The following is a 22,149-nucleotide window of genomic DNA, read 5'->3' on the forward strand; positions in this document are numbered from 1 at the left end:
GTCTGTTTATGCAGGCTCGGCGAGCGCATGGCGGCTTTCCTTACGCGGCAAACCAAGATGGTCACGCAGCGTCGCACCCGCGAGCGTTGTCTCGTAGCGGCCGCGCCGCTGCAGCTCAGGAATCACGTAGTGGACAAAATCATCGAGACCCTGGGCCTGCACCGCAAAGCCGAGAATGAATCCGTCGGCGGCACCTGCGTCTATCCAGCCAACGAGTTCATCGACCACATGTTCCGCCGTTCCGAGGAAATGCGTCTTCGGCGTGGCGACTTCAAGCGCTACCTCGCGCAAGGTTTGCCCTTTGTTACGCGCATTGGCCTTGATGCGGTCGGTCGTCGAGCGAAAGCTGTTTCTGCCGAGATCGCCGAGTTCGGGAAATGGTGCGTCGAGCGGGTATTGCGTAAAGTCGTGATGATCGAAAAAGCGGCCCAGATAGGCGAGCGCTTCATCGATATTGAGCAGATCGCGAATTACCCGGTACCTGGCTTCGGCTTCTTCATGCGTGGCACCGACAATCGGGCCGATACCGGGGAAGATCTTCACATCATCGCGGCTGCGCCCATGCGCCTCGGCGCTGTCCTTGACACGCTGCGCGAACACCCGCGTCTCTTCGACCGATACCGAATGCGTGAACACCGCATCGGCGTATTTACCCGCCAATTCGATGCCCGCATCCGACGAACCGGCCTGGAATATCACAGGCTGCCCTTGCGGCGAACGCTGGATGTTGAGCGGCCCCGCTACCTGAAAGAACTTGCCCTCGTGATTCAGCACATGCAGCTTGTCGCGATCGAAAAACACCCCACGCTCGCGGTCGCGCACGAATGCATCGTCATCCCAACTGTCCCACAGCCCTTGTGTGACGCTCAGGTACTCGTCCGCGATTTCATAACGCAACGCGTGTTCCGGATGCGATCCCCCGTAATTCCTCGCGGTGCCTTCGAGTGGCGTCGTGACCACGTTCCAACCGGCGCGGCCGCCGCTGATCAGATCGAGCGACGCGAACTGACGTGCCACTGTGAACGGGTCGCTATACGACGTTGAAACCGTGCCCGCCAGACCGATCTTCGAAGTAACGGTAGCGAGCGCCGACAGGATCGAAATAGGCTCGAAGCGGTTCAGGAAGTGCGGAATCGATTTCTCATTGATGTAGAGCCCGTCCGCGACGAATGCAAACGCAATGCCGTTGGCTTCGGCTTTTTGCGCCGTCCTGATCATGAAATCCAGATTGACGCTGGCATTTACGGGGCCCGCTGGGTGCTTCCAGGCATTCATGTGGCTGCCGGCACCTTGCAGCATGATGCCGAATGGGATGTGCTTGTTGCTCATGATGTCGTTCGTCAGACAGGAAGAAAAAGATTGAAGCGGGTGATGCGTTTGCGCTCGCGAGAAAACCGCTCGGTACGTCACGACTTCGGTAAACCCGGCGGATTGGTCACCGCCTTCCCGATCGCCTCAGACTCGAGATGCCAGCGCGCGAGCACCGAACGATACTGTCCGTTCTGGATGATGTCGTTCAGCGCGACGGTGAACGCGTCGGCAAGACCGCTGCCCTTGCGGGACGTCACTGCAACCTCCGCCGTGCGCGGCCAGCCGCCGCTCAACGTGCCGACCTGGCGCGTCTTGCCTTGCCTCGCTGCATCGTAGGCAAGCACCGCGTTGACGCTGAAAATTGCGTCCGCGCGTCCCGACTGCAGCGCGACGGACTTCACCGCATCGTCGTCGTAGTACTGCACGGAAACGGGCTTGAGTCCATGCGCGACGTTCTGCCGGTCCCACTCCAGCAGGATCTTTTCCTGATTGGTTCCGGCGTCGGTGATGACCCGCAGACCCGCAACGTCCTTCGGCTCCGTGATTTGCCTGATCGGGCTGTCAGTTCTCACATAGAAGCCGAGTTGATCCTGCCGGTAGGTCGAGAAGTCGAACTTCGCCTTGCGCTCTTCCGTCACCGTGACGTTGGAAATCACCACGTCGACCTTGCCCGACGCGAGCGCCAGCGGCCAGTCCGGCCACGCGAGAATCACGAGGTCGAGTTGCTTGCCAAGACTGTCCGCAATCAGTTGCGCGAGATCCGGGTCGAATCCGACTACCGTCTTCGCATCGTTCGCGTAGGTGCTGATCGGCGGGTGAGCAACGACGATGCCCACCGTCAATGCATTCTTACCGACGAAGGCGAAGTTCGAAGGTATGGCCTTGATGGCCGCCGGGTCCTGCGTGCCGCGAATCCGGCTCTGTTGCGCCGGACTCAGATCGAAGCCCGGCGCCGCCGCGAGGGCTGGAGCAATGCCGGCCGTCAAGCCAGTCACACTCGCCAATACAAACGATGCAAGATGCGCGCGCAGTCTCATTGTCATTTTCTCTATGGGAATTGCAGGGGGTTATCGGGTTGCGAGGTCGGATTCTTTCGCGCGAAGATCGTCGAGGGTATCGATCCGGCCCGGATCGAGGAGATCCTTTCCGTAGCGCAAATGAACATGCACCTCGGGCGGCAACGACGTGTCGAACAGGCTGGCGTAGCCGGCATTCGTGTACAACGCCCACGCTTCGGGTTGCCGGAAGCCTGTCGTCAGATAAACGCGGGTGTAGCCCTGAGCGAGCGCGCGCTGTTCGAGTTCATGCACGACGCGGCGTGCGAGACCCTGCCGGCGCACATCGTCGCGCGTCCAGACACGCTTGAGTTCGGCGGTGCGTGCGTCGTAGCGCTTGAACGCGCCGCCCCCGATCGCCTCGCCGTCCCGCATCAGCAGAATGAATGCGCCCTCCGGCGGCGCAAATGCCTGTGCCGGGTACCGCGCGATTTCCCGCGCCGCCGACTCGCCGTTATCCTTGTGAAACGATGCATAGCGTGTGGCGTACTCACGCTGTAATGCGCTCAGCAAAGGTCCGGCGAGCGGATCGAGCGGAGTGGAATCGACAACACTAAAACTCATGATGATCGACCGGCTTACCGGCTTGTCTTCTGGAGTACATACGATAGCGCGCAATCGTTCGGCGACTAAACAAGCAATTGGTATATGAATATGGTGCCGCCGTGGCGAACGTTTTTCGTTATCTGTTCGACTGCTCGCGCATCTTTTTACGTTATCGGCGCGTCGTATTCTTCAATGGGACATCATCACCGCACAGGCGCCCCGGCGAACGCCGCGTCATCTTCGGCAAGATGAAACAGGCAATCGCCTCTTCGGACCAGCGCGGGAACGCGTTTGCAGACCACTTCTCCGTCACTGTCGAAATGGCGGATCACAGGTTCGCGCCATGGCGCATCGGGAAAATGAATTCGCGCAGCGGGTTGTCCATGACTCACGCGTTCGCCCAGTTCGACAAGCGGCTCATAAACGCCGCTGTCGTAGGCATAGACGTAGTGGCGCGGGCCACCGACTCGTCTGAAACGCGTGCTCGCAGGTGGCAATGCCGGCACGAGCGGCCCATGCAGCGCGCCGACGTGGCCGAGAAAATGCAGCAACCCTTGTCGCGCCTCACGAATCAACGCGGGGTTGACCGTTCCCGCACCGCCCAGTTCAGTCGTGATGGATACCGCGCCTTGACGACGCGCCGCTGCCGCCGCATGTACAGGATTCTCGCGATGAATGAATGCGTTCGGCAAGCCGAATGCATTCAGTAAATCGACCAGCCGCGCCTTCTCGGCTTCATCGTGAGGCTCGATCGCAAGCATGTTGTTGCCGTGATAAAGCAGCGAACTGCCGCCCGAGTGCAGATCGATCAGGTAGTCGGCACGCGCGAGCAGTTCGTGCTCGATGTAGTGCGCGATGATCTGCGTGGGCGACCCTCGCGGGTCGCCAGGAAACGCGCGATTGAGGTTGCCATCGTCTATCGGAGACGTCCGTAACCCCTGTTCCACTGCGGGTGCATTGGCAGCCGGCAGCACGATGATTTGCCCTGTTACATGGGCGGGATCAATCTCGCGCGTGAGTTGCGAGGCGAGAATTTGCCCTTCGAATTCGTCGCCGTGATTGCCTGCCATCACCAGCACGACAGGCCCGCTTCCATTTCGTATCGAGACAACGGGTAGTGGCAGCCAGCCGTATGCGGAACGATGCACTGAGTGCGGAAGACGCAGATAACCGGTGTGCCGGCCAGGCGCATCGAAGTCGATTTCGCTGACGATCGGATTCAGGCGCATGGGGCAGATCCTATGGCAGTGCGGGCAACTCGAGGTTGGACCGGAAGTCGCCGCCTACGTAATCCGTGTCGAGCAGATTGCGCTTGCGCAGTTCCGGCAGCAGGCCATTCAGAAGCAGATCTTCCTGATCCGGCTGCCCGAGTCCGTGCAGCGAGACGACGTCCAGCAGGCCGGCGCGGTAACGTTCCTCGATCGCATCCGCGAGGCGCTCGGGTGTCCCGGCTACGAACCAGTGTCCCGTCTCCTGCGCCTGGATGATCAATTCTCGAAGCGTCATGCCTTGCAACGCGTATCGGCGAAAAATCTCCACGCGACCGCGCCGCCGATTGACGTTCCCGACGTCCGGAAGCAGATGGCCCGGCAGCGGCTCATCGAGAGGCAAATCGCTCAGGTCGAGTTCACCTCCGAGCATGTCTGAGAGCTTCAGGTGCCCCTGGCGGAAATCGATGCGCTCGTGCTTCTCGCGCAAACGGCGCGCGACGTCCCTATCCGACTCACCAATCACCGAGTGAAAAGAGTTCATGATCAACGGGCCGCCGTCCACGCGGCCCAGTTCGATAGCCTGACGACGCAACCCGGTGACGAACGCGTCCGCGTCGGCCAGCGTGGGTTGCGAGGTGTAGACGACTTCAGCATAGCGCGCACCGAGCGTGACGCCCTCCTTCGACTGGCCGGCCTGAAATTGCACAGGCCGGCGCTGCGGCGGCGGCGGAACGTTGAGCGGCCCTTGTACCTGGAAATGCTCGCCGAGATAGTCGATGCGCTTCAGCTTGCGAGGATCGACGGCGACCGTGCCGTTCCCGGTGCGCCGGGCCGCCGTCGTGTCGTTCGCATCGAACAGCGCATTCACGACTTCGATAAATTCGGTGGCGCGCGCATAACGTCTTGCAGGATCGGGTAGCGCGGAGTCCCCGAAGTTCTCCTCGCCGACGGACGACGTCACCGCATTCCATGCGGCACGCCCGCCACTCAGATGATCCAGCGTTCCGATCATGCGCGCGATATTGTACGGATGGTGGTACGTCGTCGAGATGGTCGCAACGAGCCCGATATCCGCGGTCACCTGACTCAGGCCCGCCAGCGCCACGATCGGCTCCTGGCTGCCGGCGCCGCCCGACAATCCTTCGGGATCAGCCTGGAGAAGATCGGCTGTGAAGAGCCCCGTAATCTTCGCGGCCTCCGCCTTGCGAGCCAGATCGGCCGCCCGTTTCGCCCCGCGCCGCCGGTCGGTGTCTTCGTTTGCGAACAGCACACCGCCCGCACCGACGAGCGTCTTCAGTCTCCTTCGTTTCACGGCGCGCATCAGCCGCACCTCATTACGCCAGGATGCAACGTCTCGTTGCCTGTACCGCTCATTGCCGCGCACTGTCCGCGAACAGGCGGGTTCATTCGATCATGCATGAGATTGTTTTCCAAAGACGAACGGAGTTGCCGATAACCGAACCGAAAAGTCGAAGAGTCTTCCGTTTTACGTGACTCGCACGAAAAATAGCGTTACCGGGTATGGCTCCCGAGTGTATCGACGTTGGCTCCACTAAACATCTGTTCGCGTGGCCGCGTTGAACAAATCTTTTTGCCTTTACTTATTCTTCTTGATTGTTTGACCGTGCCGTTCGCGGAGAAATACTATCGCCATACTAATCAGATATCGGCTCACCAGGCCGCGCGAGCCCGACACATGTTGTACTTCCAGAAATTCCAATGACCACCTACGCCTTAAGCCTGCTGGACAAGAGCCCTATCGCACAGGGCGAGACACCGACCCAGGCACTGACGCGCAGTGTCGACCTGGCGCGTCACGCCGAAGCGTGGGGATACCGGCGCTATTGGCTGGCTGAGCACCACAACACGAGTCAGCTAGCCTGCCCTTCGCCTGAAATCCTGATCGCTTATATCCTTGCACGCACAAGTCGCATACGTATCGGTTCGGGCGGCGTGATGCTGCAGCATTACAGTCCGTACAAGGTCGCGGAAAATTTCAATCTTCTGGCCTCGCTTGCACCCGGGCGTGTTGATCTCGGCATCGGGAAGGCGCCTGGTGGGTTGCCGCTTTCGACGCGCGCGCTGCAATCGACGCACGACCATGCGCACAAACCGGATTTCGCGTCGCTCGCATTCGAACTGGACCGCTATCTCGTCCGTGATCTCGCCGAGAATCGCGAACACGGCGCTGTCGACGACGAGGAACAGTTCAGTTCCGTTCTGCGGGCGACGCCGCTGCCGTCGTCACCCGCGCGTCCGTTCCTGCTCGGAGCAAGCATCGATAGCGCGGCGCTCGCGGCCCGGCTTGGCTGGGACTTCGTCTATGCCGCTCACATCAACGGCGCGCCGGACGAGATCGAGCGCGCTTTCGAGCGCTATCGCGTGGCGTCGAACGGGCGCAAGCCATTGTTGGCCATCGCCGTGATCGCAGCGGAAACCGCTGCCGAAGCAGCACGGCTCGCATCGAACACCCAGCGCTTTCGTGTGCAGGTCGGGGATCAACAGCCGGTGACAGTGGGCAGCATTGCCCAGGCCGAAGCGTTCGTTCGTCAGGCGGGCGGTGGCGCCCATCGCATCGAAGAGCGTGAAACGCACATCGTGCATGGCACACCCGACGCTGTCCATGACGCGCTCGGCGAACTGCAACACCGCCATGGCGTCGACGAATTCATTGTCGACAATCCGGTGACGGACGCCGCGCAGCGTCTCACCTCAGTGCGTTTGCTGGCACGCGGGCTCCTGCGCGGCGAAGCGTCGTACGCCGCTGAAGCAACGCGCGACTGAAACGATTCCAGCCAATCAACGATGAAAGACTCAGTCCGCGTAGCCACCGCCGACGATGCACCGGCACTTTATCGTCTGCTTCAACAGTCGCATGCGCCGCTCGCGCAACAGGGTATTCACTTCACGATCACTCGCACGCCGTTCGAACAGGTCCGCGAAAAGATTCTGCGCGAGTCGACATTCGTGCTGGAACGCACGCATTCGCCCCATGCGGAGACGGAGATCGTCGCCACACTGACGGTACGATTTCCGTGGCTGTCTCACGACAAACATGCGCCGCCGTATCCCTTCATCCACTGGTTTGCCGTTTCTGAACGCTACAAGCGGCAGGGCGTGGGCAGCGCACTGCTGGATCACGTCGAAACCGAATTCCTGCGCTCGCAGATCAAGGCGCCCGCCGCCTATCTTGCGACGGCGGTCGAGCATCCCTGGCTGAGGAACGTATACGAGCGCCGTGGCTACCAGCCATTTCGCCACTCCATCAATACGCTGGGTACGCCGCTCGTCTGGCTAAGCAAGATTCTTGTTCCGGATATCTACCGCGATCTGTCCGATCAGAACTTCACGCGCAGGCCTGAAAACACCGCCACCTGACGATTCGTAGACGAGGCGGTGCCGGCATCGGCAATCGCCGCGATCGTGCGGTAACCCGAGCCGACCCGCGTCGACGCATCGCCTGCGGCAAGCTGATACACCCCGGACAGATACAGATCGGTGCGCTTCGACAGTGCATAGTCGACACCCAGCGTGAACTGATGCCAACGCGGCTTCAGATTCGCGCTATTGGTTCCCGGCAGATTGGTCGCGCGGCCGTCCGTATAAGTGTAGACGCCGATCAACGTCAGCGCGGATGTGAACAGGTAGCGCGCATTCAGGTCGTAGTTGTTGAACTTGCGCGACGAACCGTCGTTGTAGTCGAGCTGCGTGTGGCTCCACGCGAAACCGACCGTCGCGCGGCCAAATGCGTAATTGGTGCCTGCCACGGCGATCTGCTGACGCAGCACGCCGCCGTTCAACCCGTAGAAAAACGCCCCGCTGTAGTCGTCGCCTGACGTCGTCGATGCGCCGCCGACCGCACCGCTCGTGTTCGACGTCGTATCCGGATGATTCAACACGACGTAGCCGCCGCCGACGGACAGCGGTCCGTTCACGTAGTTCGCCGATATGCCCCACGCGCGGTTGTTACCGAACCCTGTTCCGCTGCCGCCGTTCGCCTGATTGCTGAACGCGTACAGGCCGTCCACAGTAAATCCAGCGATCGTATCGCTGCGGAACTTCACGGCGTTATTCACGCGGAAAGTCTGGTTCAGATTGTCGTTATCGCCAACATGTGTAGACGGCGACCAGAAACCGGAACCAGCGTACTGTGCTGCCAGATCGGCGAGCGGCTCGTACTGGCGCCCGAACGTCAGCGTGCCGATGCCCGTTTTCTGGATGCCGACGAACGCCTGCCGCCCGAACTCGCGGCCGCCCTGGCCCAGCGTGCCGTCGTTGGGACGGAAACCGCCCTCAATGGTAAAAACAGCCTTCAATCCGTCACCCAGGTCCTCGCTGCCTTTGAGACCCCATCGGCTGCCGCTGAGCTTGCCGCTCGTCTGCTGGAAGTTGCTCGCCCCCTTCTGGTTGTTCGTGTAGGCAATGCCCGCGTCCACGAGCCCGTACAACGTGACCGTGCTTTGTGCCTGAGCGGCGAGCGGTGCAACTGCAAACAGGCCTGCGGCGCTGGCGAGAGCGACTCTTTTCATCGTTACCCCTTGTCGTGTTGGATATCATCGGTGGAAAGGGGTCCGATGTTAGTTCGACAAACGAAATGATAGAAGCATCAAAATCGGGTTTGCTACGCATGAATCCCGGCATTTGAAATTCAGCCAAACGAACAATTGAATTTCCGTCGCGATACTTTTTCGATTGTTCCCGAAATTGAGACCGCCGGCGAAACATTGCAGATGTCGCAATGCGAAAGCACCATCTGTCGACACCCGCACGTCGAAACACGCGCTAGTGCGAAAACTGTACTTCGCGGACACATGAGCTTGAACCCGTCACCAAAACAGCGCACTACTCGCGGCTTCTGCCACCTACCCAAAACTCAATGGTGCATCTCACGCAGGCGGGCAACCAGGGTCGCCCGAAGTTCAGTTAAGTGGAGTTACTCCCGGCACCAGACTACGAAGCGCAGGCTGGCATATGCCCGTCCGTCGCGACATAGCGCTTCCACCCCGTTGCAACGATTCTCCCTCGGGTACAGTCAGGAAATTACGGCCCGGGCCAATCCATCAGTCCAATCCTGAATTCAGCAAGCCGGTTCTCAATCTCCCCTACCGCGTCGCCGTAGTGAGACTCGCCCCGCAGCATATGCATCACCAGCCGATCATGCAGTTCGGGATCAGCCAGAATGCCGACGATCTGCTGCTTGCTTTCCGCGGAAGCGATAGACGCAATATCCAAACCCAGCAATCTCGGACCGGCGCGCTCGAACACATACTCGCACGCAGCCAGCAATGGCAACTCTTCCCCATACAGCCTGTCGACATTGCCTGCAGCAGCATAGTTTTCCAGCAGATACCGGAAGTCCACCGCGTCTTTCGGATTGGACTGCCCACGGTCCAGCCACGCGATCAATTTCGTCATCACGAGACCGGGTATCGAGGCAACGGGGATCTCGCAGTGATCCGCGATGCACACGGCCACCGCACTATCCAGCGCTTCAGCGTAGCCCGCCACGTTCATCACAATTGCCATGTCCGGCGGCCACGCCACTTGCGCGGGAGAGATCTCGACGCCGCCGAACGGAACCAGATCAACCGGAAAGCCATCTCCGACGGCTGGCGCATAGTGAAGCCGATGCAAGACTTTCGCGTCCGGCCGGAAACCCGGCTCCTGAAGAAGCGCTGCCCTGAGCGCCTCAAACACTGTCCAGTCCTCGATGGCCATGGCGAAATCAATGTCGGGACTGGCGCGGTTGAGAGGGAATCCGTGGAGGTGATACATCAGGATGTCGCGCGCCGTCGCACCGACAACGAAGTACCGCAGGTTCGTCAGCCGCGCCACGCGATCCATGACGGTCAGCAGAACCTGCTTTCCTTCCGGCAGCGGCGTCTTAAGATGGACTGGCGTCATCCGCCTGCTCCATCTGGTTGCGAATCAACACTGCGGCCTCCGCATTACGGGGCTCCCTCGTACGCTGCAAATCTGCGTACACGAGCAAAGGTGGCGCCGTCGCTCTTTCCGCCCGTGCCTCGTCGAGATGCCAGAAGGCATCGATGACTTCCAGCGTGCCGGCGGGATCGGCACGCAAGCGGTGACGCTTCGCGAGTGCCATTGTCACAGCCGGTCTTGCCGTGGGTTCGACATAGAGCGTTTGCGCGGCCGGCCGAAGCTGCCCGGTCAGCTTTGCAGCAGCGACCTCGCCGCCCCACCACGCCTGCCCTGCGGGAAGCTCGGCATGCTGCCACCATGATGGATCGCCTACTGCGAACCTTTGCACGTTGAGCTTCGGCAGCAGGCGAAGCGGATAGTTGATCGCCCACTCTTCCCTGAGCGCTGCAGGGTCGAGCAATCGCCGGTCGTCTATGCCCGCCAGCAAGCCGCGCTCACGCAGGTCGTCCAGCACACTGCCAACGGTGCCAAGCGCCACACCCGCCGCTACCGCAATTTCCCGGTATGGACGGTTAAGCAACTCTGGAGCAGATAACAATACAAAAGTCATCCTGAGCGCAGAGGCGCTCGCGGAGATGGCGGGCTTCCCCGCTCTCGATGCCAGACGCCTGATCTCGGGATCAGCCGGCCTGCCGGTTACAAGCATGTACTGGCCAGGCGCATGCACGTACAGATTGCCGGCCATATCGATGAACTGCAGGTCGTGCTCGACGCACTCGTCCGCTAACGCGAGTGTCAAATAGGCAGTGGCCAACAGGACTGGAAAGGTCGCGGTGCGGTTCTTCACCACGAGGGCTCCCACTTCTGCCCGCGACCTTATCCGGCCTCGGGCTGCAAGCGTGTATTGCTGGACCGTGCCGTTCACATCGAGCGTCAGCTTTCCCTCGTCGGCCAAACCATCGCCTCGTCCAGCCGGACGAAAGTCGATAACACTCAATGGAACGCGGCTGCGCCGAGTTGCGGCGCTGATGAGCTGACCAAGCAAGGCTTCGGTCGGGCGATCAAAGTCCGGAAGGCCGTACGGATCGTCGTCGTTCATAATTTTCAGTTGTTCAGAAATCGTGAACATGCAGCATTATGAACGACCGGCGCGAGACGTTCAACTTTTTAACTTGTTCATACTTTATGAACGTCAGCCAAATCTGAACACCCCTGACATTCCCGCGCCACGTCCGGGCGCTGGGGAACCGTAGCCTGAAACAATCATCACTGTAACGTCGATCCAGCTTCTCGCGGATGGGAATGGGCTGGCCTTGCGCATCTGGCCGGACGGAAGCAAAACCTGGCTGTTTCCGCTATCGCCGCCCGGGCACGGGCAAGGAGAACTTCCTCAGCCTCGGCCCCTACCCCGATATCACGGCTCGTTGATGCGCGACGGTCGGCCACTGCCGCGCGCAATCTTGTACGCGAAGGCATCGATCCGGTCGAACATCGCCGGGCTGGGTCCATCGCCCGCAAACGCGCCGCCGAAGGCGCCTTCCATCTCGTGGCCCAGCGCTGGCTCGACTTCAAACGCAAGGAATGGGCAGACGAAACCTACCGCAAGGCGGAGTTCGTTGTACGCGAATATCTGACTCCCGCGCTCCGCAACAAGCCCATCTCAACGCTTGCCACGCCAGAGGTCAAGCCCGTACTCGAAGCGATCGCCTCCCACGCGCCCAACCTCGTGACCAAAGCACGGCAGTATGTCGGCGGCATTGTGACGTACGCCGTCCAGAACGGACTGCGCGAGGATGGCGCCGCCTTGACACTCCGCGGCGTGGTGCCACGCCACAAGAAAGGCCATATACCGGCGATCACCAAGCCGGCGGACATCGCTCCGCTCGTTCGTGCTATCGATGCCTACAAGTCGCCCATTACCCGCGAGGCCAGTACCGGCGTCACTTCAGACCTGGTTGCGCCGATCGGTATGCGCGGCGGTGCCGGCGCGCATCCCCTGGTCGCACGCGACACGCTCGTGCAGCAGGATCTGACCGGCGAGAACTTCATTACCTATCCGCCCGTCGAGGGCGTGTATTTCTACGGTCTGATCACCAGGGTATCGCATGGAATGGGCGTGACCGTCGCGCACACGCAGCATCTCACGCAGACGTATTCAATTCTTGCATTGGTCGGTGCGGGACTGGGCGTTGGGCTCGTGCCGCAATCGGCCGAGCGGGTCGGGCTCTCGGATGTCGTATTCAAACCGTTAGTAGGTCTCGACGAGGTGACGGCCGATCTGCTTCTTGCGTGGCGCACACAGACGGACAATCCGGTGATGGCCGCACACACATCTTCTTGAGGGCTCGCTCTTCAATGAACTTGACCACACAATCGTCCGCTCGCGGAGCACTAGCGGACAGTCGAACCAGAAGTGGAAAGAGTGTCGATTATCCGCGGCGCTGTAATCTGGAACAGAGGCCCCTTTCCTGAGCCGGCCTCTTCCTCTCATAACAGGCAGGCCAACGATAGACTTGGCTACGTGCGGCTGAGAGTTCGATACAACTCGTTTGCGCGATTCAAATGCGCACGCATCGCTTCAGCCGCGCCGTCGCCATCATGTTTCGCGATCGCGTCGACGATTCGCTGATGCTCCGACAACGTTAATTCTTCGGCGCCCGGCGCGCGCACTAGCGGCCGGTAGTACTCTCCCGCCCAGCGAAACAGCGATTCGACAATCGACGGGAAAATTGGATTGCCGCTTATCAGCGCGATCTCGCGATGAAACGCCATGTCCCGTTCGATAAACTCCTCGAGATTGACCATTGAAGCGCGATGCCGGGCGACACTGAGTTGCAGCCGGGCGACGTCTTCCTCGGTTGCCCGCTCCGCCGCCATACGCGCAGTACCCATCTCGAGAAAGACGCGCGCCTCTTTCAGGTGGACCAGCATGTCGGGATGACTGCGCAGCAGATGCATCGCGCCGCCGGCGATCTGCGCGATCAGCCGGTCTGCTGTAGGAACGACGACCCTCGCCCGCTCACCATGGACGATCTCGACGATGCCGGAGCGCTCCAGCGTTTGCAGCGCTTCGCGGATAGCCGGCCTGCCTACTCCGTAAATTTCCATCAACTCCCGCTCCGATGGAAGCTGGGCGCCAGGCGCAATTTCGCCCGAACGGATACGCTCCATGAGTCGGTCGACAACTTCCTGATATAGCTTTCGGCGCTGAATGATCTCAGCCATGACATGTCCGCGTAAAACCAAGTGGTGTAATGACCTTACCACGGACTACCCAACAGATGGAAGCGTACGAGGCTTGCGGTGACCGTGACACGGCAAGACCGCTGGCCGCACCGCAACCGCTCGCTGTTTCGACGCGTATCCACGCCGCATCCATCCGTCACGCCGCCGACACCCGCCCTTCCCTGACTGCGCCGAAGAATGCCGCATCGCCCAGTTGGCCGCCTTTCAGCACGACTTGCAGACCATCGCGCCGCGGCTCGGCGGACCATGCGCGACACAGAGGGGCGCCTGGCGCAAGCCCTGCCACGACGCTCAGCGCATCGATAGCGAGTGTGCTCGCCACTTCGCCCGAGCTGTCGCCACCCGCGACCACTACGCGCGGTAAATCAAAGCGATCGAGCAGCCGCCGCATCACCTCCGCCAATGCGCGCCCGACCTTGCGCGCTGCGTCGTGGCGCGTAAGCCCTGCTGACGACGCGACGGCGTCGAAGCCGGTTACCGCCGGATCGTCCGGCCCTTCGGCGCTATGCACGATCGTGCTGCCCCCGCGAGTCAACGCCTGTCCGGCCGCCGTCACGACGCGTTCAATCTCCGCATCGCCGTCGCGCGGGTCGAACGCCCTGCGCAAATCCAGGCGTTCCGTGTGAAAACCGTGAGCGCGCGCCCAGCCGATCTGCGCGCCCGTCACCGGCGAACAACTGCCGCTTACTGCAGCAATCGCCTGCACGGGGCCGGCGACCGGTAGCGACGGCGCCGGCGGTAACAGGCCGCTCGCCCGCCAGTAAGCCGCAAGCGCGTATTGCAGGCCCGATGACGACGCCGTAAAAACCCCCTCACCACGCTGCTCCCAGACCAGACGGCCCGCCGCCGCCAGCGTCTCTTCGTCGAGCACGTCGATTAGCGCAACCGGCGTCTCAGTTGCACTCAGTGCACGGACCCGAACGTCCACATCGCTGCCGCGAAGCTGGATCATGTCGATCAGTTCGATGCGGCGCGCTGTCTGCCTCGCGAGATGCAGGCGAAGATCGGCCTCGCTCATCGGCGTGACGGGATGCCGTGACATCGTCGGATGCCGGTCGAGTCTGTAGCCGACACCATCGACCGCGGCGAACAGGTTGCCGAACATCTGATAACGCTTCAGGCGCGGCGCGCCGACCAGCATCGGCGACCAGCTTCCCGGCATATGCTTCACGCCGATGTCGATGGCGCGACCGATCGACCCGACCTCCGGGGACGAATCGAAAGTCGAGCAAACCTTGTATTGCAGGATCGGCGCGCCGAGCGCGGCAAGGCTTGCGAATGCTTCCGGCAGTTCGTCGTCCATCCAGGCGCTCGAACGTCCACGCGAAGAGCCGGCCATGCCCACGCATCGAACCTCTGGAAAACGCGCCAGCAACTCGCGCGTGGGCTTTTGCAGACAGAGCACCGTCGGTACGCCGGCGGCCGCCATGGCTTCCATCGCGTCCGTCGATCCCGTGAAGTCATCGCCGTAATAGGCGAGCAGCAGCCCATCGGGCCACGTTGCCTCGCTCGTCGCGTTCATTTCCAGAACTCCAGGGCGGCGCGCAGCGCGGGATGCCGCGCGGCGTGCTGCTTCAGCGGCACACCTTCGATGGCCGCGACCCATGCCTCGCGCAACGCCTCGACGCCTGCCGCCACGCCGCCCGGGTGACCGAAAATGCCGCCACCGGCTGTGTGAATCAGGTCGGCACAGCCGATCGCCGCATACGTCTGCGCCGCCTGCAACCCGGTCTGCCCCGAACTGAATACCGGCATCGCCGGCATCGGCGCTTCGGGCATCACCGGCGCGAGTACCGCCCGCGCGGCGGCGATCACGCTGTCATCGGCTTCGCTGAACTTGTTGCGCAGCCCGTTCACATGCAGATGGTCGGCACCGGCAAGACGCCAGATCATTTGCCACGGTGCGTAGTCCCAGCCGAGCTCCGGGCAGCGCGACAGAGCCCCCCAGCCGGCGCGATGCGCGTGAATCGGCAATTGCGCGTGGCGACGCAATTCGTGCAGGCCGACGAGGCCGACTGAGTTCAGCACCGCCATCACGCACGTCCCGCCCTCGGCCAGCACGAGATCGTGGCGACGACGCATCTGATCCAGGTCGCCCGTCAGATTGAACGCGACCATGGCCTTCTTGCCAGTGCGATCCGCCTCCTGGTTGACCACGCGCATCACCGCCCGCACACGCTCGTCGAACGGACAATGCGGACCATCCGCCTGCAGCTCGTCGTCCTTGATGAAGTCGATGCCACCCGCGACGAGTTCACGTACCTGCTGCGCAGTCTCCGCGGCCGACAGGCCGACACTCGGTTTGATGATCGTGCCGATCAACGGCCCGTGGGTCACGCCGCTCAACCGCCGTGTGCCTTCGATACCGAACGCCGGCCCCGGGTAGGCCGCCGCGAACGACGGCGGCAATTCGAGCCCGGTCAGGCGAAGCCCCGATACCTGTCGCAACTCGAACAGATTGCCCGCAATCGTGGACATCAGATTCGGCAAGGACGGACCGATGTTCTCGATCGGCCACGACAGTTCGAGCGCGCAGCGCGTGTAGGTGTCCGACGCGATTCCGCCGGGCAGGCTCGGCGCGCCGGCCGTCTCCAGCACGGTGAGGCGCTCGACACGCGCGCCCGAGCGAGCCTTCAGTTCCGGCGTCTCGTTGGGCAGCGCGACGAAGGTGCCGCTCGACTGCTCGCCGGCAATCACGTCCGCGGCGCGTTGTGGATCGTCGCCCGTTTCGAGCCAGTAAGTGGCGTGGATACGTTCGCTCACGATATAAGTTCCCATTCAGAAATCAGCATGAAAGCGCGGTGCTCCGGCGCTCACGTAATCCGGCGAATGCTCTCGGCGATCTCCGCACGATCGAACACATTCTTCCAGTCGTCGCGCATCAGGCGTGGCTTGCCGAATTCGATCGCCTTGTTGCATGCATCGGAGAACGCGCCGGGGATTTCGTTGAAGATCACCGCGCTCAGGATGTTCATGTGGCCGAGCAGAAAATCGCGCGCCGCTTCTTTGGGCACACCTCGTTTCACGGTCTCGTCCATCGCTTCGCGCATCACATACAGAAGCGTCGCGCAGATCGTTTCCGACAGCCCGGGTTCGAGCAACGCCATCTGGTCGACGCTCAGACGATACGAGCGAAGAATCGGCGCGTAGATCACCTTCGCCACATCTTCACCCAGATCGAACGCTGCTTCCGGACCTTGCATCAGCGCGCTGGTGATCGACTGTTTCGCATAAGCGCCGCCAAAGAAATCGCGGCGCGCCCTGGGATCGGATTCGTCGTTGAAGATCAGCGGATGACACGGGTGCGCGACGAAATACGTCAGGTCGTCGCGCTTGGGCAGATGACCCGCAAACGGCGCGGCGGCGTCGAGCGTCATCACCATCGTGCCCGCCGGCAGCCTGGGCGCGATCTCATGACTGAGCTTGCCGATCAGCGTGTCAGGCACGGCGAGAATCACCACCTGCGCGCCGTCGAGCGCCGCGTCGGTCGATACACACTCGACGTTCAATTCTTCTTTGAGGCGCTTCTGCCCTGCTTCGCTCACTTCGACATGGGCGACCCGGTAGTCGGACTTCAACAGGTTGCTGGTGAGGCGAAAGCCCATTTTTCCGCCGGCGCCGAACAGTGCGATCTTCTCTTTCATGGTGCGACCTCCTTGCATGGATTCATTGAAATACGTGACGACTAGCCCGAATGCGATTGCGGCTCGAGCGCGACGGGCGCAACGCCGTCGCCGGGTTTCGGCAGCCGTGCGCTGCTGCAGAACGCGAAAGCGAGTCCCGCACTGACCAGCATCAGTGCGCCGACGACAAACATGGGCGCATGATAGGAGCCCGTGGCGTCCTTGACGGCGCCGGTGAGATACGGCGCGACGAAGCCGGCGAGATTGCCGATGGTGTTGATCAGCGCGATGCCGGCAGCGGCAGCGGCGCCGGAGAGGAAACGTGCGGGCAGCGCCCAGAAGTTCGGCAGCGCGGAAAAGATCGCGCAAGCCGTGACCGTGATGACGGCGACGGTGGCCGCAGGCGATTGCATGTACAGCGCGACCGGGATGCTCGCCGCGCCGATCAGCGCCGGCACGCCGATATGCCAGGCACGCACACCGTGCTTCGTCGCGTTGCGGCTCCAGAGAAACAGCGCGAGCGCGGCTGGCAGATACGGAATCGCCGTAATCAAGCCCTTCTGGAACACGTTGAAGTGCGTGCCGAACTGGCCTTCGAAGCCGCCGATGATCGTCGGAAGGAAAAATGCCAATGCATAGAGGCCGTAGATCAGGCCGAAATACATCAGCGCGAACATCCAGACGCGGCCGCTCCTGAGCGCGGCAAGCGCATGCATCGAATGCGGTGCGCAAGCGTCGGCGCGGGTGCGTTCCTCCGCGTCGAGTTCGGCCGTCAGCCAGGTTTGCTCGGCGAGTGTCAGCCAACGCGCCTGTGACGGACGATCAGCCAGATAGAACCACGACACGATGCCGATCACGATGGCCGGCACAGCGACACCGAAGAACATCACACGCCAGCCCGCGAGTCCGAACACGCCGTGCGCTTCGATCAGCAAGGCGGCGACGGGCGCGCCGATCACGATCGTCAGCGGCTGCGCCAGATAGAAGAGCGCAAGGATATGGCTGCGATACCGCGACGGCACCCACATGCTGAGGAACAGGATCGCGCCCGGGAAAAATCCCGCCTCGGTGACGCCGAGCAGGAAACGCAACGTGTACAGGCCGGGGATGCTGCTGACCCACGTGAACAGCAGTGCGACGATGCCCCACGACACCATGATCCGCGCCAGCCAGCGACGCGCGCCGAACTTGTGCAAAGCGAGATTGCTCGGGATTTCCAGCACGATGTAGCCGATGAAAAACACGCCGGCTGCCAGCCCGAACTGTGCGGCGCTCAAGCCGAGATCCTTCGTCATGCCGTTCGGACCGGCGAACGAGATCGCCGTGCGGTCGAGAAAATTGATGAAGAACATCAACGCCACGAACGGCACCAGCCGGATCGACACCTTGCGTATGGCCGATCGTTCGATGGGATCCACAGGTACGGTTTGCATCTCATATCCTCCAGGCAGGCCGTCTCTCATTGCACATCACTCATATGATGAACTGGTATGATGAGTAGACCATATTGCATAAAGTTTAGACACTGGGGTATTCACCAAGCACGTTTCACTAGCAAAAAGACGGGTATTGACCGTTTCGTCACCACGCGTTTTCGCGGTGGTGTCGACGGCCGCTCAAGACGGGCGCCGCTCTTCTTATGACGGGAAATGCCGCCCTAAAGGCGTCAGCCCGGAAGCGATCTGGACGCAGGCAAATGGATTGAGGACGAAGGTTTCGCGCTCAGCGCATATGCGGTCCGCCGGCACATGCCCGGTACGCGCCTTCCCGGCCGACGATTCGTCGAGCGTCGCGATACTCATTTCACCGACGAGGTTTCCGCCGCCGAGATTCAGCCGCACTGTGCGTTTCTCCGGCGTCAGGTTGGCGATGATCAGTCATGAGCGCGGCGAACGAGCAGGTGAAGCGCACGTTGTATGCAAACGCGAAGCGCAGTTACGACGAAGCCGAAGCGTTCTTCCACGTGTTCTTCACCGTTTCGACGACGATGATCGCGATCGGCACGCTTGCGGCACTGTTCAGCTGGATCGCGCTGCGCCGCGCGATCATGACGCCGCTGGGCGACGCACTCGGCCATATCTCGGCCATCGCGGCGGGCGATCTGAGCCGGCGCATCGAGATCCGTCGCGCCGATGAAATGGGACGTCTGCTGCGCGGCCTCGATACGATGCAGACGCAACTCGCGGCGACAGTGCGGGCGGTGCGCGGCAGCTGCGAAGCCATTGCGTCGGCGACGCGCGAGATCGCCACGGGAACGATGGACCTGTCGTCGCGAACGGAAGAGCAGGCGGCATCGCTCGAGGAAACCGCGGCGAGCATGAGCGAGCTGAGCATGATGAACGAGATCGTCGCGGCAGCCGAGGAACAACGCACCGGTATCGAACGGCGTGGCGATGCGTTCGAATGGCAATTCGTTTGACGCATTTCTCATCGATCGGCTGGCGGGTACACGTCAGCGCAAACTGCGGATATGCTTTAGTCTGATCGACCGGCCGGGATGATCCTGGCCGCGACGCAATTCGGGGTGCAGTCGACAGACGGGCGATGAACAGTGCGCGTCGACCCTCGTCCCTTTCCGCCGGCCCCGGCCGGAACCTCGCAACGGCGTCGCGCCCGTGGCTTCTGCCGTGACGTGCGAGGGCGATCGCTATTCAGGAAGCTGCCATGTTACGCAAGACACTCAATGCGTCCCGGCTGCAGCAGGAGGTCAGCCGGCGCATCCACCGCATTCACGAGATCGTCGAGGACGGCGTGAAGATAAGCGTGCCTCGTCCGCAAAAACAGGAGCCCGACGCATCGGGCTGCAACTGGAACATCAAGCACTTCGGCGGCGCGATCGGCTACGAGCGGGACATCGCGGCCGTGCTCACGGCGGTACGCGCCGAATACAACCTGTCGGGCGACGACCCTAAGGAGGTCGGCAATCCTTTCGGCGATCCTTTCGCCGACCCTGACGGCCGCTGAGATCCCGCAATCCAACGCTGCCGTCCGCTTGCGCGACTGCCGATAAGCGGTATGAACGCCGCACCGATGCAGCGCCGGCGCGGTACGCCGCACGCGATCGCCGCGACGATTTTTACACAGCAAACGTGGCGTCCACCGCGGGCAGATACGCACGTAACCCCGCATCGACAAGCGCGCGCGCACTCGAGTTCGGCCATTATTTCAACGAGGTCTCGAAGGCTGCGCTTGTAACGCAGATACCAACGCACACACAGGACGACGACTTCGCGGTCGAAGTGGCGGCCTTAGAACAGCCTGTCGATGTCTGTCAGCTTACTCATAGCCTGCTCGCGCTCGTCAAAACCCGAGCGTAACCTACCGGCCCCTCCGATTTGCACCGGAGCCAGTTGCCAGGACACACCGGCGTTTGGTACAGACCTGCCGGTCGAAACGCTTTCATCGCCGGGGCTTGCTTGAACCGACCGACTTCGATTTGAATCGGCCACGGTACTCTGCCGGGTTAATCTGCAGACGGCGACTGAACGTTCTGCGAAATCCTTCCGTATCTTCAAATCCACAGCGAGTGGCAATCTCGCGCAGCGACAGGTCCGTTGATTCAAGAAAGCGTCTCGCGGCATCTATTCGAGCGTTGATAAGAAACGTCATCGGCGTGATGCCGCATTCTTTTGCGAATGTACGCGACAGGTTGCGCGCGCTCATGTGGACCCGTTCCGCAAGCGATGTCACGGTATGGTCGATATGCAGATTGTCGAGCATGAATTGCTGCAGCGCGATAGATTGCGAACCTGGTGAGGCCTGCGTCTCCAGCAGTGGACTGAACTGCGACTGCCCCCCCGCGCGCCGTAGATAGACGATCAGATACTTTGCGACATCGAGCGCCATCTGGCGGCCGAAGTCGTCTTCGATCATCGCCAGCGACAAATCGATGCCCGCCGTGACGCCCGCCGTCGTATAGACGTTGCCGTCTCGCACGAAGATATGGTCCGCCTCGATCTTCGCCTTCGGAAAGGTGGCAGCGAGACGCGGCACGTCCATCCAGTGCGTCGTCACGACCCTGTTGTCGAGAAGGCCCGCCGAGCCCAGCGCAAAAACGCCATTGCAGATCGCGCAGACGCGGCGGCAGTGCTTGTACTGGTTCTTCAGCCAGCCGCTGAGCGCCGGGTCGTCGAACGCGTCGAAGATGCCAAGCCCGCCGGGCACGATGATCGTGTCGAACTCGGGGCATACATCGAAGATCGTGCGATCCGGTATCGTACTGAGCCCGCTGGACGATTGCACGTTGCCGCGCGTCGTTCCCACGGTCAGCATTTCATATTCACACTCGCCGTTGCTCAGTATCTTGACTTCGGCAAACGCGTCTTTTGGCCCGGCGATGTCGAGCAACTGGAAGCCAGGGAAGACGAGCATCCCAACGTTGATGCGTTTCATCGCGAGCATCCGGATCCGCTGAAAAGCGGGCGCCCGCACCCTGCCGACGCCCGAACGATTAGTCTATTACGCCGAGTCTATTACGCCGATGCACGCGCCGCACAGGCAGATCAAAAAGCGCGCGTCGTCGCAGACGCGGCCGGTGGCGCGCCGCGCATGTGCCTGCCCACCAGTTCGCCGCGCTCGGCCAGCACGCCAAACAGCGCGCCTATGGTCGTCCATAGGATCGCCTGCATGCCGATCGCGGCCACGCGAAATTTCCAGAGCAACGCAGCTGGAAAACCCACAGGCACCTCGTCGATGTCAGGCAACGCCGCAAGCACGACGACCAGCAAAAAGACGAACGCAAGCAGACCAACGAGCAATCCATTCGATTCGCCGAGGCGCTTTGCCGCGAAGTTGCGCGCGTTGAGCGACAACACCATCACGGTGACGGAGATGGCGATCGTCAGAAAGAACAGACCTGTGCGATAGCCAATGGTGTCCGGATCGCCGACCGAAGGCGGATTCGCCGGATACTTGAGATTCGGCACCACGACGAGCGTGACAAACGCGGCAACGGCGAGCCACGCGGCAAGCGGCCGTGCGCCGAGCTTGCCCGCACGTCCCCATGCATACGCGAAGGTCAGCGCGAAGAGTCCGCCGAACGCCGCGCCATAGGCGACCACACCCGTCAACAACCCGAGCCCGGCTTGCGTTTCGCGCCTGACCAGTTCCGGTTCAGGCGCCTCGCCTGCGGCGGCGTGCGCATGTTCCTCGAAGGCAATCGCACGCTCGACCTGCGGTTCGCCGGCCACCTTGGCGAACCCGAACGCGAACAGCCCCGCAACGATGCCCGCGAGCATCCCGCGCATCAACAGCTTGCCGACCATGATCGTGTTC

Annotated in this window: 22 protein-coding genes and 1 pseudogene; 5 read left to right on the forward strand and 18 right to left on the reverse strand. The window is 61.8% G+C overall.

The window, feature by feature from the left end:
• Positions 1-6: 6 nt before the first annotated feature.
• From AC3WOG_RS12870 to AC3WOG_RS12890, 5 genes are all read right to left on the reverse strand, one after another.
• Positions 7-1,329 carry an LLM class flavin-dependent oxidoreductase gene (locus AC3WOG_RS12870; protein WP_492578348.1) on the reverse strand — a complete coding sequence of 441 codons (1,323 nt, stop codon included), beginning with the start codon at positions 1,327-1,329 and terminating at the stop codon, positions 7-9.
• 77 nt (positions 1,330-1,406) lie between these two features.
• Entirely contained in the window at positions 1,407-2,348 is a 942-nt protein-coding gene (locus AC3WOG_RS12875; RefSeq protein WP_492578349.1) for an ABC transporter substrate-binding protein, read from the reverse strand.
• A gap of 30 nt (positions 2,349-2,378) precedes the next feature.
• Positions 2,379-2,930: a GNAT family N-acetyltransferase gene (locus tag AC3WOG_RS12880; protein ID WP_492578350.1), complete on the reverse strand. Its 552-nt coding sequence runs from the start codon at positions 2,928-2,930 to the stop codon at positions 2,379-2,381.
• 185 nt (positions 2,931-3,115) lie between these two features.
• The gene (locus AC3WOG_RS12885; protein ID WP_492578351.1) at positions 3,116-4,141 is read right to left on the reverse strand and encodes a succinylglutamate desuccinylase/aspartoacylase family protein; all 1,026 of its coding nucleotides are present in this window, start codon (positions 4,139-4,141) and stop codon (positions 3,116-3,118) included.
• Positions 4,142-4,151: 10 nt separating this feature from the next.
• Entirely contained in the window at positions 4,152-5,435 is a 1,284-nt protein-coding gene (locus AC3WOG_RS12890) for an NtaA/DmoA family FMN-dependent monooxygenase (RefSeq protein ID WP_492578352.1), read from the reverse strand.
• 407 nt (positions 5,436-5,842) lie between these two features.
• On the opposite strand from AC3WOG_RS12890, the gene AC3WOG_RS12895 reads away from it, so the two are divergent.
• Both AC3WOG_RS12895 and AC3WOG_RS12900 read left to right on the forward strand, forming a co-directional pair.
• Positions 5,843-6,907 (forward strand): MsnO8 family LLM class oxidoreductase, encoded by a 1,065-nt coding sequence (locus AC3WOG_RS12895; protein ID WP_492578353.1) that lies wholly within the window; start codon positions 5,843-5,845, stop codon positions 6,905-6,907.
• Between the two features lie 21 nt (positions 6,908-6,928).
• Complete coding sequence (locus AC3WOG_RS12900; protein WP_492578354.1) at positions 6,929-7,501, forward strand: GNAT family N-acetyltransferase; 573 nt, start codon at positions 6,929-6,931, stop codon at positions 7,499-7,501.
• On the opposite strand, the gene AC3WOG_RS12905 is transcribed toward AC3WOG_RS12900, so the two are convergent.
• The 4 genes from AC3WOG_RS12905 to AC3WOG_RS12920 form a co-directional block, all read right to left on the reverse strand.
• A complete protein-coding gene (locus tag AC3WOG_RS12905) occupies positions 7,462-8,652 on the reverse strand; it encodes a porin (RefSeq protein ID WP_492578355.1) in 1,191 nt (396 codons plus the stop codon). The genes AC3WOG_RS12900 and AC3WOG_RS12905 overlap by 40 nt on opposite strands.
• Before the next feature lie 511 nt (positions 8,653-9,163).
• A complete protein-coding gene (locus AC3WOG_RS12910) occupies positions 9,164-10,027 on the reverse strand; it encodes a nucleotidyl transferase AbiEii/AbiGii toxin family protein (RefSeq protein WP_492578356.1) in 864 nt (287 codons plus the stop codon).
• Entirely contained in the window at positions 10,008-11,135 is a 1,128-nt protein-coding gene (locus tag AC3WOG_RS12915) for a type IV toxin-antitoxin system AbiEi family antitoxin (RefSeq protein WP_492578357.1), read from the reverse strand. Before AC3WOG_RS12915 ends, AC3WOG_RS12910 begins: the two co-directional genes overlap by 20 nt.
• A 285-nt stretch (positions 11,136-11,420) precedes the next feature.
• Positions 11,421-11,549 carry a hypothetical protein gene (locus AC3WOG_RS12920; protein WP_492578358.1) on the reverse strand — a complete coding sequence of 43 codons (129 nt, stop codon included), beginning with the start codon at positions 11,547-11,549 and terminating at the stop codon, positions 11,421-11,423.
• Between the two features lie 3 nt (positions 11,550-11,552).
• Here AC3WOG_RS12920 and AC3WOG_RS12925 point away from each other — a divergent pair, with 3 nt between their 5' ends.
• Positions 11,553-12,347, forward strand: a complete 795-nt coding sequence (locus tag AC3WOG_RS12925) for a phage integrase central domain-containing protein (RefSeq protein ID WP_492578359.1) — start codon at positions 11,553-11,555, stop codon at positions 12,345-12,347.
• A 176-nt stretch (positions 12,348-12,523) separates the two neighbouring features.
• Here AC3WOG_RS12925 and AC3WOG_RS12930 read toward each other — a convergent pair whose 3' ends face one another.
• From AC3WOG_RS12930 to AC3WOG_RS12955, 6 genes are all read right to left on the reverse strand, one after another.
• Positions 12,524-13,231 (reverse strand): transcriptional regulator NanR, encoded by a 708-nt coding sequence (locus tag AC3WOG_RS12930; protein ID WP_492578360.1) that lies wholly within the window; start codon positions 13,229-13,231, stop codon positions 12,524-12,526.
• Positions 13,232-13,388: 157 nt separating this feature from the next.
• The gene (gene oiaK, locus AC3WOG_RS12935) at positions 13,389-14,774 is read right to left on the reverse strand and encodes a 3-oxo-isoapionate kinase OiaK (RefSeq protein ID WP_492578361.1); all 1,386 of its coding nucleotides are present in this window, start codon (positions 14,772-14,774) and stop codon (positions 13,389-13,391) included.
• Positions 14,771-16,015, reverse strand: coding sequence for a ribulose-bisphosphate carboxylase large subunit family protein (locus tag AC3WOG_RS12940; protein WP_492578362.1), 1,245 nt, complete (start codon positions 16,013-16,015; stop codon positions 14,771-14,773). Before AC3WOG_RS12940 ends, oiaK begins: the two co-directional genes overlap by 4 nt.
• A gap of 50 nt (positions 16,016-16,065) precedes the next feature.
• Positions 16,066-16,896, reverse strand: a complete 831-nt coding sequence (locus tag AC3WOG_RS12945; RefSeq protein WP_492578363.1) for a phosphogluconate dehydrogenase C-terminal domain-containing protein — start codon at positions 16,894-16,896, stop codon at positions 16,066-16,068.
• A 41-nt stretch (positions 16,897-16,937) separates the two neighbouring features.
• Complete coding sequence (locus AC3WOG_RS12950) at positions 16,938-18,308, reverse strand: MFS transporter (protein WP_492578364.1); 1,371 nt, start codon at positions 18,306-18,308, stop codon at positions 16,938-16,940.
• Positions 18,309-18,512: 204 nt separating this feature from the next.
• On the reverse strand, positions 18,513-18,716 hold the full coding sequence (locus AC3WOG_RS12955; RefSeq protein WP_492578365.1) for a hypothetical protein: 204 nt from the start codon (positions 18,714-18,716) through the stop codon (positions 18,513-18,515).
• 38 nt (positions 18,717-18,754) lie between these two features.
• Here AC3WOG_RS12955 and AC3WOG_RS12960 point away from each other — a divergent pair, with 38 nt between their 5' ends.
• Both AC3WOG_RS12960 and AC3WOG_RS12965 read left to right on the forward strand, forming a co-directional pair.
• Positions 18,755-19,294, forward strand: a complete 540-nt coding sequence (locus AC3WOG_RS12960) for a HAMP domain-containing protein (RefSeq protein ID WP_492578366.1) — start codon at positions 18,755-18,757, stop codon at positions 19,292-19,294.
• A 245-nt stretch (positions 19,295-19,539) separates the two neighbouring features.
• Positions 19,540-19,839 (forward strand): hypothetical protein, encoded by a 300-nt coding sequence (locus AC3WOG_RS12965; RefSeq protein WP_492578367.1) that lies wholly within the window; start codon positions 19,540-19,542, stop codon positions 19,837-19,839.
• Positions 19,840-20,027: 188 nt separating this feature from the next.
• On the opposite strand, the pseudogene AC3WOG_RS12970 reads toward AC3WOG_RS12965, so the two are convergent.
• The 3 genes and pseudogenes from AC3WOG_RS12970 to AC3WOG_RS12980 form a co-directional block, all read right to left on the reverse strand.
• Positions 20,028-20,159 (reverse strand): annotated as a pseudogene (locus tag AC3WOG_RS12970) (IS6 family transposase); the annotation flags it as partial.
• A gap of 115 nt (positions 20,160-20,274) precedes the next feature.
• Positions 20,275-21,267 carry a GlxA family transcriptional regulator gene (locus AC3WOG_RS12975; protein ID WP_492578368.1) on the reverse strand — a complete coding sequence of 331 codons (993 nt, stop codon included), beginning with the start codon at positions 21,265-21,267 and terminating at the stop codon, positions 20,275-20,277.
• A gap of 110 nt (positions 21,268-21,377) precedes the next feature.
• Positions 21,378-22,139 carry a CbtA family protein gene (locus tag AC3WOG_RS12980; protein WP_492579790.1) on the reverse strand — a complete coding sequence of 254 codons (762 nt, stop codon included), beginning with the start codon at positions 22,137-22,139 and terminating at the stop codon, positions 21,378-21,380.
• Positions 22,140-22,149: the final 10 nt, after the last annotated feature.

It is taken from the genome of Paraburkholderia sp. FW306-02-B, assembly GCF_058782725.1.

Coding starts and splice junctions, on each gene's coding strand:
- AC3WOG_RS12870 (WP_492578348.1), bottom strand. CDS start 1,329: ATGAGCAACAAGCACATCCCATTCGGCATCATGCTGCAAGGTGCCGGC.
- AC3WOG_RS12875 (WP_492578349.1), bottom strand. CDS start 2,348: ATGAGACTGCGCGCGCATCTTGCATCGTTTGTATTGGCGAGTGTGACT.
- AC3WOG_RS12880 (WP_492578350.1), bottom strand. CDS start 2,930: ATGAGTTTTAGTGTTGTCGATTCCACTCCGCTCGATCCGCTCGCCGGA.
- AC3WOG_RS12885 (WP_492578351.1), bottom strand. CDS start 4,141: ATGCGCCTGAATCCGATCGTCAGCGAAATCGACTTCGATGCGCCTGGC.
- AC3WOG_RS12895 (WP_492578353.1), top strand. CDS start 5,843: ATGACCACCTACGCCTTAAGCCTGCTGGACAAGAGCCCTATCGCACAG.
- AC3WOG_RS12900 (WP_492578354.1), top strand. CDS start 6,929: ATGAAAGACTCAGTCCGCGTAGCCACCGCCGACGATGCACCGGCACTT.
- AC3WOG_RS12905 (WP_492578355.1), bottom strand. CDS start 8,652: ATGAAAAGAGTCGCTCTCGCCAGCGCCGCAGGCCTGTTTGCAGTTGCA.
- AC3WOG_RS12910 (WP_492578356.1), bottom strand. CDS start 10,027: ATGACGCCAGTCCATCTTAAGACGCCGCTGCCGGAAGGAAAGCAGGTT.
- AC3WOG_RS12915 (WP_492578357.1), bottom strand. CDS start 11,135: ATGTTCACGATTTCTGAACAACTGAAAATTATGAACGACGACGATCCG.
- AC3WOG_RS12920 (WP_492578358.1), bottom strand. CDS start 11,549: ATGGAAGGCGCCTTCGGCGGCGCGTTTGCGGGCGATGGACCCAGCCCG.
- AC3WOG_RS12930 (WP_492578360.1), bottom strand. CDS start 13,231: ATGGCTGAGATCATTCAGCGCCGAAAGCTATATCAGGAAGTTGTCGAC.
- oiaK (WP_492578361.1), bottom strand. CDS start 14,774: ATGAACGCGACGAGCGAGGCAACGTGGCCCGATGGGCTGCTGCTCGCC.
- AC3WOG_RS12945 (WP_492578363.1), bottom strand. CDS start 16,896: ATGAAAGAGAAGATCGCACTGTTCGGCGCCGGCGGAAAAATGGGCTTT.
- AC3WOG_RS12950 (WP_492578364.1), bottom strand. CDS start 18,308: ATGCAAACCGTACCTGTGGATCCCATCGAACGATCGGCCATACGCAAG.
- AC3WOG_RS12960 (WP_492578366.1), top strand. CDS start 18,755: ATGAGCGCGGCGAACGAGCAGGTGAAGCGCACGTTGTATGCAAACGCG.
- AC3WOG_RS12965 (WP_492578367.1), top strand. CDS start 19,540: ATGTTACGCAAGACACTCAATGCGTCCCGGCTGCAGCAGGAGGTCAGC.
- AC3WOG_RS12975 (WP_492578368.1), bottom strand. CDS start 21,267: ATGAAACGCATCAACGTTGGGATGCTCGTCTTCCCTGGCTTCCAGTTG.
- AC3WOG_RS12980 (WP_492579790.1), bottom strand. CDS start 22,139: ATGGTCGGCAAGCTGTTGATGCGCGGGATGCTCGCGGGCATCGTTGCG.